13 protein-coding genes, 1 pseudogene and 2 riboswitches are annotated in these 13,128 nt (G+C 68.9%); of the genes and pseudogenes, 6 read left to right on the forward strand and 8 right to left on the reverse strand.

The features are described 5' to 3' along the window. Positions 1–5 precede the first annotated feature (5 nt). On the forward strand, positions 6–905 hold the full coding sequence (locus tag HUK68_RS19710; protein WP_175505959.1) for a LysR family transcriptional regulator: 900 nt from the start codon (positions 6–8) through the stop codon (positions 903–905). A gap of 6 nt (positions 906–911) precedes the next feature. Here the strand turns inward: HUK68_RS19710 and HUK68_RS19715 are convergent, their stop codons facing one another. Together HUK68_RS19715 and HUK68_RS19720 are read right to left on the reverse strand one after the other, a co-directional pair. Beyond that, the gene (locus HUK68_RS19715; protein ID WP_175505960.1) at positions 912–1,649 is read right to left on the reverse strand and encodes a dienelactone hydrolase family protein; all 738 of its coding nucleotides are present in this window, start codon (positions 1,647–1,649) and stop codon (positions 912–914) included. A 56-nt stretch (positions 1,650–1,705) separates the two neighbouring features. Next, entirely contained in the window at positions 1,706–2,641 is a 936-nt protein-coding gene (locus HUK68_RS19720; protein ID WP_175505961.1) for a LysR family transcriptional regulator, read from the reverse strand. Between the two features lie 119 nt (positions 2,642–2,760). On the opposite strand from HUK68_RS19720, the gene HUK68_RS19725 reads away from it, so the two are divergent. The 3 genes from HUK68_RS19725 to HUK68_RS19735 are packed head-to-tail and all read left to right on the forward strand — an operon-like array spanning position 2,761 to position 5,433. After that, positions 2,761–3,753 (forward strand): Bug family tripartite tricarboxylate transporter substrate binding protein, encoded by a 993-nt coding sequence (locus tag HUK68_RS19725; RefSeq protein WP_175505962.1) that lies wholly within the window; start codon positions 2,761–2,763, stop codon positions 3,751–3,753. A gap of 24 nt (positions 3,754–3,777) precedes the next feature. Beyond that, positions 3,778–4,581 carry an alpha/beta fold hydrolase gene (locus HUK68_RS19730; protein ID WP_175505963.1) on the forward strand — a complete coding sequence of 268 codons (804 nt, stop codon included), beginning with the start codon at positions 3,778–3,780 and terminating at the stop codon, positions 4,579–4,581. A gap of 27 nt (positions 4,582–4,608) precedes the next feature. Continuing rightward, on the forward strand, positions 4,609–5,433 hold the full coding sequence (locus HUK68_RS19735) for a GNAT family N-acetyltransferase (RefSeq protein ID WP_175505964.1): 825 nt from the start codon (positions 4,609–4,611) through the stop codon (positions 5,431–5,433). A 9-nt stretch (positions 5,434–5,442) separates the two neighbouring features. Here HUK68_RS19735 and HUK68_RS19740 read toward each other — a convergent pair whose 3' ends face one another. Beyond that, complete coding sequence (locus tag HUK68_RS19740; protein ID WP_175505965.1) at positions 5,443–5,922, reverse strand: VOC family protein; 480 nt, start codon at positions 5,920–5,922, stop codon at positions 5,443–5,445. 243 nt (positions 5,923–6,165) lie between these two features. Here HUK68_RS19740 and ada point away from each other — a divergent pair, with 243 nt between their 5' ends. Then, a complete protein-coding gene (ada, locus tag HUK68_RS19745) occupies positions 6,166–7,275 on the forward strand; it encodes a bifunctional DNA-binding transcriptional regulator/O6-methylguanine-DNA methyltransferase Ada (RefSeq protein WP_175505966.1) in 1,110 nt (369 codons plus the stop codon). Here the strand turns inward: ada and HUK68_RS19750 are convergent. The 5 genes and pseudogenes from HUK68_RS19750 to HUK68_RS19770 all read right to left on the reverse strand — a co-directional run bounded on the left by HUK68_RS19750 (position 7,263) and on the right by HUK68_RS19770 (position 11,894). Further along, the gene (locus HUK68_RS19750) at positions 7,263–8,594 is read right to left on the reverse strand and encodes an OprD family outer membrane porin (RefSeq protein ID WP_175505967.1); all 1,332 of its coding nucleotides are present in this window, start codon (positions 8,592–8,594) and stop codon (positions 7,263–7,265) included. The genes ada and HUK68_RS19750 overlap by 13 nt on opposite strands. Before the next feature lie 5 nt (positions 8,595–8,599). Further along, a complete protein-coding gene (locus tag HUK68_RS19755) occupies positions 8,600–9,034 on the reverse strand; it encodes a pseudoazurin (RefSeq protein ID WP_175505968.1) in 435 nt (144 codons plus the stop codon). After that, positions 8,961–9,740 (reverse strand): annotated as a pseudogene (locus HUK68_RS19760) (ABC transporter ATP-binding protein); the annotation flags it as partial. The pseudogene HUK68_RS19760 and the gene HUK68_RS19755, both read right to left, overlap by 74 nt. Before the next feature lie 74 nt (positions 9,741–9,814). Further along, on the reverse strand, positions 9,815–10,849 hold the full coding sequence (locus HUK68_RS19765; RefSeq protein ID WP_175505970.1) for a FecCD family ABC transporter permease: 1,035 nt from the start codon (positions 10,847–10,849) through the stop codon (positions 9,815–9,817). Positions 10,850–10,883: 34 nt separating this feature from the next. Then, positions 10,884–11,894: an ABC transporter substrate-binding protein gene (locus tag HUK68_RS19770; protein WP_175505971.1), complete on the reverse strand. Its 1,011-nt coding sequence runs from the start codon at positions 11,892–11,894 to the stop codon at positions 10,884–10,886. Positions 11,895–12,019: 125 nt separating this feature from the next. Then, positions 12,020–12,247: riboswitch (cobalamin riboswitch) on the reverse strand. A 74-nt stretch (positions 12,248–12,321) separates the two neighbouring features. On the opposite strand from HUK68_RS19770, the gene HUK68_RS19775 reads away from it, so the two are divergent. Continuing rightward, complete coding sequence (locus HUK68_RS19775) at positions 12,322–12,807, forward strand: GNAT family N-acetyltransferase (RefSeq protein ID WP_175505972.1); 486 nt, start codon at positions 12,322–12,324, stop codon at positions 12,805–12,807. 36 nt (positions 12,808–12,843) lie between these two features. Then, positions 12,844–13,054: riboswitch (cobalamin riboswitch) on the forward strand. The last annotated feature ends 74 nt before the right edge of the window (positions 13,055–13,128 follow it).

Consider the following 13,128-nt stretch of genomic DNA (forward strand, 5'->3'; position numbering starts at 1 on the left):
GCCGCATGCTCAGGCGCAACTTCAACGACCTGCTGTCGTTCGTGACGGTGGCGCGCGAGGGCAGCTTCACGCGCGCCGCGTCGGTGCTGGGCGTGACGCAGTCGGCGCTGAGCCAGGCCATCGGCGGGCTCGAGTCGCGCCTGGAGATCCGGCTGCTGACGCGCACCACGCGCAGCGTCTCGCTCACCGCCGCGGGCGAGCGCCTGCTGGCAACGCTGGGCCAGCGCTTCGACGAGATCGAAGTCGAACTCGACGCGCTGACGGCGCTGCGCAACAAGCCCGCGGGCCGGGTGCGCATCACCTGCGGCGAGCAGGTGCTGCGCGGCGTGCTGCTGCCCAAGCTCACGCCGCTGCTGCGCGACTACCCCGACATCCAGATGGAGTTCGATGTCAACTACGCGCTGCGCGATATCGTCGCCGACCGCTTCGACGCCGGTGTGCGCCTGGGCGGCACCATCGACAAGGACATGATCGCGGTCGCCATCAGCGCACCGTTTCGCATGGCGGTCGCCGGTTCGCCGGCCTACTTCGAACAGCACTCGGTGCCGAAGACGCCGCGCGATCTCACCGGCCACAATTGCATCAACCAGCGCATGCAGACCGCGGGCGGGCTGTTCACCTGGGATTTCGAGCGCCGCGGCAAGCCGCTGAACGTGCGCGTCGAGGGCCAGACCATCTTCAACACCACGCCCGGCATCGTCGACGCGGCCTTGGCCGGCCTGGGCCTGGCGCATCTGCCCGAGCAAGAGTTCGCGCCGCATTTCGCCCAAGGCCAGTTGCTGCGCGTGCTCGAGGACTGGTGCCCGCTGCTGCCGGGTTTCCATCTCTACTATCCGAGCCGGCGTCAGCCTTCGCCCGCGTTCTCGCTGGTGCTCGATGCACTGCGCGCCGCGCCCCTGAGCTGATGGCCTTCAGCCGCGCAGTGTGCGCGCCAACAGCGCCAGCAAGGCCTGCCAGCCGCGCTCGGCGCAGGCTGCGTCATGCACCGGGAAGTCGGGCACCATCCAGCCGTGGGGCGCGGGGTATTGCTCGCTTGCATAGCGCACGCCCGCCGCCGCCAGCGCCGCCTCGAAGCGCTGCGCCATGGCCGGCGGATAACTGTCATCGTTCTCGGCACTGGCAATGTAGACCTCTGCCTTGAGCGCCGGAACAAGCCAATGCGGGCTGGCCGGCGCGTCGGTGGCCAGCCGGCCGCCATGGAAGCTGGCCACGGCGGCAAAGCGCGCCGGATGGCGCGCGGCCGCGGCCAGGGCCAGGCCGGCGCCCATGCAAAAGCCCACGGCGCCGACCTGGCGGCCCGCCACATCGCTGCGGGTATCGAGGTAGGCCAGCAGCGCGTCGGTGTCGCGCGCGGCCTTGTCGGTGCCGGTGGTGGCAATCAGCGGGCCCAGGATCGCACCCGCATCGCCCTGGAAAACCTCGGCCGGCACCAGCGGCGCATAAGGACCGAAGCGGTAGTAGAGATCGGGCAGCAGCACCACATAGCCGCCCTCGGCCAGCTTCCTGGCCATGTCGCGCATGGCCGGGCGCATGCCGCCGGCATCGCCATGGAAGATCACGGCCGGCCAGGGGCCCGCGCCCTCCGGCGTGAATACATCGGCCGGGCATTGGCCGTCCAGGGTCTGGATCACTATGGGTTCTACGGGCATGCAAGCTTTCGCAAGGGCAAAAGCCTATGCTACGGCCAACGCAGAGCAAGGGGCCGTCACGCCTTGAAATACGCGCGCAGGAAATCGCCGAGCTGCTGCGCCGCGGGCGTGGGCCGCTCGGCGGGCAGCAGCAGGCCCAGCGGCTCCATCGGCGCGCTGCCGGCCACCTGCAGTTCGACGATCTCGCCGCTGCGCAGCAAGGGCCGCAGCATGGTCAGCGGCAGCACCGTGAGCAGGTCATGGTTGAGCAGCAGCCACCAGAGCATGGTCGCGGTGCGCGTGACCAGGGGATGCAGCTGCAGCGGCTGGCGGCAACGCGCCGAGATGCTGTCGAGCTGCTCGCGCGCGGCCGAACCCGAGGGCAAGGCCATCCAGACGGCGCTCTCGAGTGCGTCGCGGTCCGCCGCGCCGCGGCGCGCCAGCGGATGCCCGGCGCGGCAGACGATCGCAAACCGGTCTTCCAGCAGCGCGTGGAACACCCAGCCTTCGGGAATGACCGGCGGGCGCCGGCAGGCCACGAGATCGACCTCGCCGCGCGCAATGGCCTGCAACTGCTCGTCGTTCTCCGCCTCGCGCAGGTGGATCTGGATCTGCGGCCAGCGCACATGGAAAGCCGACAAGGTGTCGATCAGCAAGCCATTGGTGGCGGAGATCGATGCCGCCAGCCGCACTTGGCCTTCGCCCTGGCGCTGGCGCGCCTCCACCGCCTGGGCCGTGTCGCGGATGCCCAGCAGCATCTGGCGCGCCAGCGGCAACAGGTCAAGGCAGGCCGGCGTCGGATGCACGCCCTTGGCATGGCGCTGGAACAGTGGCGTCTCCAGCAGTGCCTCGAGATAGGCCAGCGTCTGCGTCACCGAGGACTGGGTGACGCCAATGGCGTCAGCGGTGCGCTGGATGCTGCCCAGCTCGGCGAGCTTGAGCAGGATCTGGATATGGCGGAACTTGCCGCGCGCCAGCAGGCGGTTGAGCAGTGTGGTGGCGGTCGCGGGCATCGTATTAGTCTAGCTAATAGCCGGTGCGAAAAAGTAATTTGGCAGCGCCGGCCGGCACGCCGATGATGCCGGCAGACGACGACACAGGTACGCCCACGTACCGGCAAAAGGAGACAAGCATGAACCGATTCAGCCGCAGAAGCGCCTGCCTGGCATTGTCCGGGCTGGCCAGCCTGGCCCTCGCCGCACCCGCCCTGGCCCAGACCCCGGCCGACAGCTGGCCCAGCCGCGCCATCCGCGTGATCGTGCCGACGCCGCCCGGAGGCGCCTACGACGCCACCATGCGCCCGCTGGCGCAGGAACTCTCGCAAGCGCTCAAGCAGCCGGTCGTGGTGGAGAACCGCCCCGGCGCGGGCAACATCATCGGCGCCCAGGCCGGCGCGGCGGCAGCGCCCGACGGCTACACGCTGACCATGACCGGCATGGTCAACACGATTGCCGCCGGCATCTACGACAAGCTGCCCTTCGACATCGTCGGGGATTTCAGCCATGTCGGCTCGATCGGCGCGGCCGCGCAGTGGCTGGTGGTGCGCAGCGATGCGGGTTTCGGCTCCCTGCAGGAACTGCTGGCCAAGGCCAGGGCCGAGCCCGGCAGGATCAACTACGCGAGTTCGGGCAACGGCAGCACCGGCCATCTGCTGGTGGAGCTGCTGCAGCGCAGCGCCGGCATCCAGCTGATGCATGTGCCCTACAAGGGCGGCGCCCCCGCGCTGCAGGATGTGCTGGGCGGCGTGGTGTCGGTGATCGTGGTGCCGCCCAACACCGCCATCCCGCATGTCAAGGCCGGCAAGCTCAAGCTGCTGGCGGTATCGACGGCGCAGCGCAATTCCGCCTATCCCGATGTGCCCACCTTCGAGGAGCTGGGTTTCGCGCAGATGACGGTGAGTTCCTGGGTCGGACTGTCCGCGCCCAAGGGCACACCGCCGGCCGTCGTGCAAAAGCTCAATGCCGCGATGGCGGCCAGCCTGGCCAAGCCGGCGCTGCGCACGCGGCTGGAGAACGACGGCATGACGCCGCTGACCATGACCGCGGCGCAGTTCAGCGACCTGGTGCGCAGCGATGCCCAGCGCTGGATACAGCTCACGCGCAGCCTGAACATCAAGGCCAACTGACCCCTCCCACTCCCTCTGACTGCCATGCCATTTATCGTTTCCCACGGCCGCAAGATCTATTACGAACGCCACGGACAAGGCCCGGCGCTGCTGTTTTGCCATGGCGCGGGCTCCAACGCCGCCACCTGGTGGCAGCAGCTGCCGGTGTTCGCGCGCGAATTCAGCTGCCTCGCCATGGACCTGCGCTGCTTCGGCCGCTCCGTCGCGCCGCTGGACGAATTCGAGTTCGCGCTGTTTGTCGACGATGCGCTGGCCGTGCTCGATGCCGAGCATGTCGAGCGCGCGGTTGTCATCGGCCAGTCGCTCGGCGGCATGGTGGGCGTGCGCCTGGCGCTGCAGCATGCGCCGCGGCTGTCGGCCTTTGTCGCCTGCGACACCTCGCTGACCATCGACCACCCGGCGCTGCTCGACGCCATGGCATGGCGCGTGACGCGCGTGCAAGCGCTCAGCGTGGAGCAGCGCTCGCTGGGCCGCTGGTTCATTGAACAGCACCCCGACCGCGCCGCGCTCTATGCGCAGATCAACCATTTCAATCCCAGCGCCCATACCTACGACAGCGACGCCTGGGGCGCGGCCGTGACCGGGCTCATGGCGCCGCGCAATCTGCTGCCGCTTGCCGCGCTGGCCGGCATTGACTGTCCGACGCTGTTTGTCGTCGGCAGCGAGGACCCGCTGGTGCCCATCGAGGCCATGCAGGCGTTCGCGCAGCAAGTGCCGGGCAGCGAACTGCGCGTGGTGGAGGGCGCGGGCCACTCGGCCTACTTCGAGAAGCCCGTGGAATTCAACGAGAATGTGCTGGCATTCCTGCGCCGCCATCTTCTGCGCTAGTTGCCTGCGGCAACGGCGCGCCTGCCGATGAATACCGAGTTCACGTCCGCCCGCCACCCTCCCACCACGTTGCCGCTGTACAGCGCCCTGGCCCATGCGGGCGCGGCCAGCGTGCAGCAGCTGGAGCAGCGCGGCTTCAATGCCTGGCCCGCGCCGCGCAGCGCGGTCATGGGCGACTGGCTGCTGCGCAGCGCCGGGGGTTACACCAAGCGCGCCAACTCGGCCAATGCCCTGCAGCCCGGGGCCGCGCTGACGCCGCAGCTGCTCCAGCAGATCGAAGCCCACTACGCACGCCAGCAGCTGGCCTGCATTTTCCGGCTCAGCCCGCTGGCCGATGCGGGCGTCGAGGCGCTGCTGCAGGCCCGCGGCTATCGCGCGATCGAGCCCTCGCTGCTGATGCAGCGCGCCACGCAGGCCGAAGACAGTCGCTGGCAGCCGGCGGCGCAGGTGCAGCTGCAGTCGCATTCCGCGTTGCAGACCAGCTGGCTTGACGGCTATTGCGCGGCCAGCGAGCACCCGCCGCAGCAGCAGCCCGCGCACCGCGCCGTATTGGAGTCGATCGGCATGCGCTGCGCCTATCTCACGCTGGCGCAGCACGGCGCGGTCCGCGCTTGGGGCCTGGCGGTGTTCGAGCGCGATGCCGTGGGCCTCTACGAAGTGCTGGTGCATCCCGCGCACCGCGGCCAGGGCCTGGGGCGGCAGATGGTCCTGGCCCTGCTGCAGTGGGCCGCGCGGCAAGGCGCAACCCATACCGATCTGCAGGTCGGCGGCGGCAATCTGCGCGCGCAGCAGCTTTACACCGGCCTGGGCTTTGCGCCGGTCTACGGCTACCACTACCGAGTGCAGGCCTGAAGCCTGCGATCAGCCGCGGCGCGCGGCCTCGATGGCGGCAATGTCGATCTTCTTCATGGTCATCATGGCTTCGAAGACGCGCCGCGCCACGGCCGGGTCGGGATCGGTGGTGCCCTCGGTCAGCACGCGCGGCGTGATCTGCCAGGACACGCCCCAGCGGTCCTTGCACCAGCCGCATGCGCTTTCCTGGCCGCCGTTGCCGACGATCGCATTCCACAGCCGGTCGGTTTCCTGCTGGTCGTCGGTGGCGATCTGGAAGGAGAAGGACTCGTTGTGCCGGAACTGCGGCCCGCCGTTGAGGCCCAGGCAGGGAATGCCGGCGACGGTGAAATTCACCGTGAGCACATCGCCCTGCTTGCCCGCGGGATAGTCGGCCGGCGCGCGGTGCACGGCCTGCACGGCGCTGTCGGGAAAGGTCTGGGCGTAGAAGCGGGCGGCTTCTTCGGCCGTGCCGTCGTACCAGAGGCAGAGGGTGTTCCTGGGGATCATGGCGGCTCCTGGAGGTGCTGGAGGGCAGGACGTTCATGCTTCGACGCGGCTCACCACGAACGGTTGAACCGCGCGCCTGGAGCCTGGATCGATTGTCATTTGCCATTTCCATGCTGGCTACCCGGTCCCGCATGCGCAGCAGGGAGATTGCTCCACCCGCAGAATTCAAGCGCAAGAATCGGAGTGCTTGCGGCCCCATTCGGCGCTATCGTGCCGACACCCATTGCACCCCAGGAAGCGAGCATGCACCCCCTCCCCCCCCACACGCCCCGCTATGCCACCGACGCGCAGCGCTGGCAGGCGCTGCTGGAACGCGATGCACAGGCCGATGCGCACTTTGTCTACGCGGTGAAGACCACGGGCGTCTACTGCCGGCCCAGCGCGGGCGCCCGGCTGCCGCGGCGCGAGAACGTCATCTTCTTCGAGTCCGCGCAGGCGGCCCAGGGCGCCGGCTTTCGCGCCAGCCGGCGCGCGCAGGGCGACCAGACGCTCGCGGCCTGCGCCCGCGCCGAGGTGGTGGCCGCAGCGTGCCGGAGCATGGACGCCGCCGACAGCGCACCGAATCTGGCGACGCTGGCGGCGCAAGCCGGGCTCAGCACATTTCATTTCCACCGCGTGTTCAAGGCCGAGACCGGCCTCACGCCCAAGGCCTATGCCAGCGCCGCGCGCGCGCGCCGGCTGCGTGCGCAACTGGACGCGCCCGAGGCGTCGGTCACCGACGCGATCTATGGCGCGGGCTTCCAGTCCAGCAGCCGCTTCTATGAAACCGCGGGCCAGCGGCTGGGCATGGCGGCGCGCGACTACCGGGCGGGCGGCGCGGGCGCGGCGATACGCTTTGCCATCGGCCAGTGTTCGCTGGGCGCGATCCTGGTGGCGCAAAGCCAGCGCGGGCTCTGCGCGATCTTGCTGGGCGACGACCCGCAACGGCTGCTGCGCGATCTGCAAGACCGCTTCCCCAAGGCCGAGCTGACAGGCGGGGATGCCGGTTTCGAGCAGCTGGTGGCGCAGGTCGTGGGCTTCATCGAGGCGCCGTCGCTGGGCCTGCAGTTGCCGCTCGATGTGCGCGGCACGGCCTTCCAGGAGCGCGTGTGGCAGGCGCTGCGTGAAATTCCGCCGGGCAGCACCGTGAGCTATGCGCAGCTGGCCGCGCGCATCGGCGCGCCCAAGGCGGTGCGCGCCGTGGGCAGCGCCTGCGGCGCCAACCCGCTGGCGGTGGCCATTCCCTGCCACCGCGTGCTGCGCAGCGATGGCGATCTGTCCGGCTACCGCTGGGGCGTGGAGCGCAAGCGTGCACTGCTGCTGCGCGAGGCCGAAGGCCAGCGTGACCTGCTGGAGCGCGCTCAGAACAGTTGAACCGGCATTTCCGCCTGCACGCGGATCTGGTCGATATTCGCCTCGCCCTGCGCCGGGTTCACGCGGTGCACGCCGTAGCGCAGCAGCAGCGCCAGGCCCTTCGCCGCGCCCTGGCGCAGCGTATAGCGCAGCAGCAGGTCGCGCTCCCAATGCCGGCCGTTGCTGCCCGCGTAGCCCAGGTAGCTGGCGTAGATCGGCGTCAGCCGGCTGTTGTCAATGCCGGTGCCGCGCGTATAGGCGATACCCGCGCTCAGGCCGGGCGCGACCAGCGTGGCGAGATCGACGTCGTAGCGCAGCTGCCACGACGCCTCGCCTGGGCCGTTGAAGTCCGACAGCTGCATCGCGTTTTCGAGCCAGATCGAGCCACGGTTGACATAGTCGAACGGCGTGTCGCCATGGACCTTCTGATAGCCCAGGCCAAAGCGGTGTATCCCGGTGGCGTAGCTGCCCATCAGGCTGAACGTGGTGTTGTCCACCACGCCGGCGCGCGCCTGGCCGGTATCGCGGTTGCGGTAGAGATTGAAGCTCAACGCCAGCGCCTGCTTGTGCGCCAGCTCAAGCTGGTAGGCGCTGCCCAGATACCAGGTGTTCCAGTAATCCTCATATTGGCCGGCATAGCTGCTCAGGCTCCAGTGCTTGACCGGCGTGGTCCAGGTGCCGCCGAAGAAGCTGAAGGCGTCGCCATTCGCGCCCGAATAATTGGCCAGCAGCTTGCCGCCATTCTTGCGGCTGTTGCGGTCGGCCCAGGCCGTGAAGCGCCCCGCCTGCAGTGCCAGCGAGGGAATATCGCTGCTGCTCAGCAGCCAGCCGCGATTGGTTTCGGGCAGCAGCCGCGTGTCGGAGGAATTGAAGATCGGGTTGCGCGTGCGCATTTCGCCGAGCCGCAGTTCGGTGGACGACACGCGCAGCTTGAGCGCCGCGCCCGCGCGGCCAAAGCTGCGCGGGATGTCCTGCCCGTTCTTGGCGACATAACGCGGTGTCGCGCGCGCGCTGTCCGGCTGGGTATCGATGTTGATGGCGCCATGCACATGCGCGTCGATGCCCAGCCCCACCGCGCCCTGCGTATAGCCCGACTGCAAGTTCAGCATCAGCCCGTAGCCCGACTCGCGTGCCCGGGTCTTGCCGCGCGCGCCATTGGTGGCGCGAAAACTGCTGCCGTGGCGGTAGTCGAGCTGCTCGTAGACCAGGCGGTTTTGCATCTGCAGCTGCGCGCCTTCGATGAGACCGGTGGCCGTATCCTGTGCGCCCGCCAGCACCGGACCGCAAAGGCACAGCAACGCGGCGCTGCCCGCGCCCAGGGAATATCGCTTCAGTGCCATGGTGTTCAGCGCGCGGCGCGCGCGGCAATGTCCTGAAAGCGCTTTTGCGCGCGCTCGGGCGCGTCGGCGGGGATCTTCAGCGTGGACAGCGGCGCAGCGCCGACCTGCACCAGCATCACCATGCCCATTGCGTAGTGCGGCAGGCATTTGATGCCGTAGAGGCCCGGCTCGGTGAACGCCACTTCGATCTCTTCATTGATCCGGCCCTTGAAGGGCTGCGCCCCCGCGGGCAGCATGCCGTCGATCGACACAGCGTCGTGGCCGCTGCTGCTGGCCAGGAACTTGATCCGGTCCCCGGGCTCGAGCTGGATGAACTCGGGCTCGTAGACCATGGCGCCCTGGCTGCCGCGGTTGAGCATCCTCACTTCAAAGTTTTCGGCCCAGGCCAGCGGGGCGACGGTCAGCGCCAGGCACAGGCCGGCAAGCATCTTGTGGTTCATGCGAAAGGCAATCAAGGGGTTTGAAACGTAGCACCGGGGTGCCGTCGGCGGGATCGATCAATGCAGTCGCCTGCACCTGGAAAACGTCGCGCAGCAGCGCCGGCGTGAGGATTTGCTGCGGCGTGCCCCGGGCCACGATCTGCCCGGCGCTGAGCACGGCCAGCCGGTCGCAGGCCAGCGCCTGGTTCAAATCGTGCAGTGCCACCAGCTTGGTGACGGGCAGGCTGCGCACCAGCTGCATCAGCGACAGCTGCTGGTGAATGTCGAGGTGGTTGGTCGGCTCGTCAAGCAGCAGCACGCCGGGCTGCTGGGCCAGCGCGCGCGCGATGTGCACGCGCTGGCGTTCGCCGCCCGACAGCGTGTTCCAGGCGCTGCGCCGCTTGTGCTGCAGGCCCACCGCGGCCAGCGCGGCATCGACGGCCGCGCGGTCCGCGGCCGACAAGGGCTGCAGCGCCGACAGCCAGGGCGTGCGGCCCAGCTCCACCGCATCCCGGACCTCGATGGCATCCTGCGTATCGGCCAGCTGCGCGACAAACGCCAGCCGGCGCGCAAGCGCACGCCGTGGCAGTGCACACATGGGCTGGCCATCGAGCAGCACTTCGCCTGCGCTGGGCGCGAGGATGCCCGCCAGCAGCCGCAGCAGCGTGGACTTGCCCGAGCCATTGGGCCCGATCAGCCCCAGCATCTCGCCGGGCCGCACTTCGAGATCCACGCCTTCGACGATGCGCGCGCCGCGCGTGGCCCAGCCCAGGCCGCGCGCCTGCAATGCCGCGGGCGCGCTCATGTGCGGCCTCCGCGGCCCTTGAGCAGGATGGCGGCAAACACCGGCGCGCCCACCAGCGCGGTGATGACGCCGATCGGCAGCACCTGGCCTGGAAGCAAGGTGCGCGAGATCACATCGGCGGCAATCAGGAAGATCGCACCGATCAAGGCGCTGGCCGGAATCAGCCGGCGGTGGCGCACGCCGACCAGAAAGCGCGCGGCATGCGGAATCACCAGCCCGACAAAACCGATCGCGCCGACGATGGACACCATCACCGCCGTGATCAGCGCCGCGGCCAGCAGCAGCACCAGCTGCACGCGCCGCACCGGCACGCCCAGCGCGGCCGCGGATTCGCTGCCGAAGGTGAACGCATCGAGCGCGCGCGCATGCCACAGGCAGACCGCCAGGCCCGCCACGGCCACCGCCGCCGTGAGCAGCGTATCGCTCCAGCGCACGCCGCTCAGGTTGCCCAGCAGCCAGAACATGATGCCGCGCGCCTGTTCGGCGCTGCCCGACTTGGTGATGATCAGCGAGGTCAATGCATTGAACAGCTGCGAGCCCGCGATGCCGGCCAGCACGATCTGCGCGCCATTGCGCAGGCCGCCGCTGCCGGCCGCATGCGCGAGCAGCGCCACCAGCGCGAACGCGCACACGGCGCCAAAGAAGGCGCCGGTGGTCATGGAGATCGCGCCCGCGCCCAGCCCGGCCACGGACACCAGTACCGCGCCCGTCGAGGCGCCGGCGGAGATGCCCAGCAGATAGGGTTCGGCCAGCGCATTGCGCAGCAGCGATTGCAGGATCACGCCCGAGATCGCCAGGCCCGCGCCGCAGCTGGCGGCCACCAGCGCGCGCGCGAGGCGGTAGTTCCAGACAATGCCCTGGTCGATGGGATCGACCGGATACCCGGCGCCCGCGAGCTGGTTGGCCAGCACCTGCCAGACCACGCCGGGGGCAATCGAGGTTTCGCCAATCGCCACGCCAAGCAGCACGGCCAGGGCCAGCAGCGCCAGCGCGGCGCCGGTCAGCAAAAGAATGCGCACGATCGGATGCATGGGAAAGAGGCGGCGCCAGGCCACCGGATGCTGCTCAACGCGCCCGCGCCTGCAGCTTCAGCGCCGCCTGCGCGATCTGCTCCATGCCATCGACCATGCGGATCGAGCCCTGCAGCGCATCGGCGTCGACGATCACGATGCGCTCGTTCTTCACCGCGTCCATATGCCGCGTGACCGGGTCCTGCTTCAGGAACTCGAGCTTCTTGCGGTAGTCGTCGGCGGGAAAGCGGCGGCGGTCCATGCGCGCGATGATCAGGATCGACGGGTTGGCCCTGGCAATGGTTTCCCAGCCCACCGTGGGCCACTCCTCGGCCGAGCCCACGATATTGCGCAGGCCCAGCGTCTGCAGCATGTAGCCGGCCACGCCCTTTTGCCCGGCCATGTACGGATCGATGGCCAGATCGGCGCTCGAAAACCACAGCGCGGCCGTCAGGTCCTTGAGCTTCGAGCCCTGCAACTGCGCCACGGCCCTGGCCTGGCGCTGCTTGAGTTCATCGACCAGGGCCTTGCCACGCGGCTCGACATCGAAGATCTGCGCCAGCTGCTGCACGCTCTTGTAGAGCGCATTGACGTCATAGGCCGCGGTGCGCGTGCCGTCGGCGCCGCTGAGATTGTTCTTGCCTTCGCAGTCCGACGGCATCGCATAGCTGGCAATGCGCAGGTCATGGAACTGCTCGCGCGTGCCGACCACGCCCTCCTTGCCGACCATCCACTCGAACTGCGACACCACCAGCGCCGGGCGCTTGCCGATCACGGCCTCGAAGCTCGGGTCGTTGTCGGCCAGGCGCGGCACCTTGTCGTTGATGGCCTTGAACTGCGGCTGCACGGCGTTGAACCACAGCGCGGTGCCCGCCAGCTTGTCGCCCAGCCCCAGCGCATAAAGCATCTCGGTGCCGGCCTGGCCGATGGTCACCGCCGATGCGGGCGCCTTGTCGAACGTGAGCGTGTAGCCGCAGTTGTGCAGGCGCAGCGGGTAGTCGGTGGCATTGGCCGCGAGGGGCGCGGCGGCCAGCAGCAGGGACAAGGCAAGGCGTGGCATCGGCATCGGGTCGGTCTTTCCAGAAAAGGCAGGAGTTTTCCGAAAGCCAGCAATGCACGATGGCGCCTGCCGCGGCATGCGGCACGGCGGAGTCCAAGCCATTGGTCGCTTCCCGGACACCCCGCCGGCAATGATCATTTCCTTCCTCGGCAGGTCTCCTGACTGGCAAGTCGCCGCTGGCGCGCCGCCTTCCCGAACCTGCGTTCAGTGGCATGTGGCGCGCCCGCTCGTTGCCTACAGTTGCGGGGGCAGTTCCATTGCATGGGCGCCCGGGTCTTGCAGACGGGGCGCTCTGGATTCCCTCATGCGGCTTTTTGACGGCGGCATGTCCTTGCGGAACCGGAGGTGGGGGTTAATGTAGCTGAACCCGTTTGCCCCGAGCCGGTCGAAGGGGGTGAACCCGACAAAATAGAGATGCCCTAGAGTTTCTTCCATGCCCATCGACACCGTTCATGCCTGCGCCCCCGTCCTTGATTTCCTCCAGCAGGCCCGCGCCGAGATGTTTGCCGGCCGCCTCGACACCTGCGCGATGGCGCCGGATCTGCGGGACTTCGAATCCACCTACACCCAGGGCCACGGCCTGATGCTGGCCGCCCATGAGCCCGCCCTGGGCATTGTCGGCACCATTGCCTGGCGCGCCTATGACCATCGCTTTGCGCAGCTGGACTTTGCCGGCCGGCGCGTCGTGGAGGTGGTGCGGCTGTATGTGCGGCCCGCGTGCCGGCGGCGCGGCATTGCCGATGCGCTGTTCGCGGCGCTCAAGGAACAGGCGCGCGCGCAGGGCATCGAGGTGCTGTATCTGCATACCCACCCCTTCCTGCCCGGCGCCGAGGCTTTCTGGCAGCGCCATGGCTTCGAGGTCCTCTGCCGCGATGCCGATCCGCAATGGCAGACCATCCATATGCAATGCGCGCTGTAATGCCCTGCGCCGGGGAGATCGCCGACCGGCTCCTATAATCGCCGCACCCGTACAGGAGTCCCGGGCCGCAGTCGCGGCCGGGGTGAAACGGGAAGACCGGTGACCTCCCGCGCGGGAGCATTCCGGCGCAGCCCCCGCTGCTGTAAGCCTGACAGACACATCTCGACGCCACTGGGCCGCGGCCCGGGAAGGCGGTGTGCGCTGGACGAAGGCAAGCCAGAATACCGACCTGTACGAATGCCGTTGTCTGCCACGGGGTGTGGCGGCGAACGTTCCGCGGCCGCGCCTGCGCGCTGCCGCGCGCGTCGTCGCCCGTCTCCC

Origin of the sequence: Comamonas antarctica (assembly GCF_013363755.1) — a bacterium.
GTDB classification, from domain to species: Bacteria; Pseudomonadota; Gammaproteobacteria; order Burkholderiales; family Burkholderiaceae_C; genus Comamonas; species Comamonas antarctica.

Bases quoted from the DNA above. Each gene is read 5' to 3' on its own strand.
- HUK68_RS19710 (WP_175505959.1), top strand. From the start codon at position 6: ATGCTCAGGCGCAACTTCAACGACCTGCTGTCGTTCGTGACGGTGGCG.
- HUK68_RS19715 (WP_175505960.1), bottom strand. From the start codon at position 1,649: ATGCCCGTAGAACCCATAGTGATCCAGACCCTGGACGGCCAATGCCCG.
- HUK68_RS19720 (WP_175505961.1), bottom strand. From the start codon at position 2,641: ATGCCCGCGACCGCCACCACACTGCTCAACCGCCTGCTGGCGCGCGGC.
- HUK68_RS19725 (WP_175505962.1), top strand. From the start codon at position 2,761: ATGAACCGATTCAGCCGCAGAAGCGCCTGCCTGGCATTGTCCGGGCTG.
- HUK68_RS19730 (WP_175505963.1), top strand. From the start codon at position 3,778: ATGCCATTTATCGTTTCCCACGGCCGCAAGATCTATTACGAACGCCAC.
- HUK68_RS19735 (WP_175505964.1), top strand. From the start codon at position 4,609: ATGAATACCGAGTTCACGTCCGCCCGCCACCCTCCCACCACGTTGCCG.
- HUK68_RS19740 (WP_175505965.1), bottom strand. From the start codon at position 5,922: ATGATCCCCAGGAACACCCTCTGCCTCTGGTACGACGGCACGGCCGAA.
- ada (WP_175505966.1), top strand. From the start codon at position 6,166: ATGCACCCCCTCCCCCCCCACACGCCCCGCTATGCCACCGACGCGCAG.
- HUK68_RS19750 (WP_175505967.1), bottom strand. From the start codon at position 8,594: ATGGCACTGAAGCGATATTCCCTGGGCGCGGGCAGCGCCGCGTTGCTG.
- HUK68_RS19755 (WP_175505968.1), bottom strand. From the start codon at position 9,034: ATGAACCACAAGATGCTTGCCGGCCTGTGCCTGGCGCTGACCGTCGCC.
- HUK68_RS19765 (WP_175505970.1), bottom strand. From the start codon at position 10,849: ATGCATCCGATCGTGCGCATTCTTTTGCTGACCGGCGCCGCGCTGGCG.
- HUK68_RS19770 (WP_175505971.1), bottom strand. From the start codon at position 11,894: ATGCCGATGCCACGCCTTGCCTTGTCCCTGCTGCTGGCCGCCGCGCCC.
- HUK68_RS19775 (WP_175505972.1), top strand. From the start codon at position 12,322: ATGCCCATCGACACCGTTCATGCCTGCGCCCCCGTCCTTGATTTCCTC.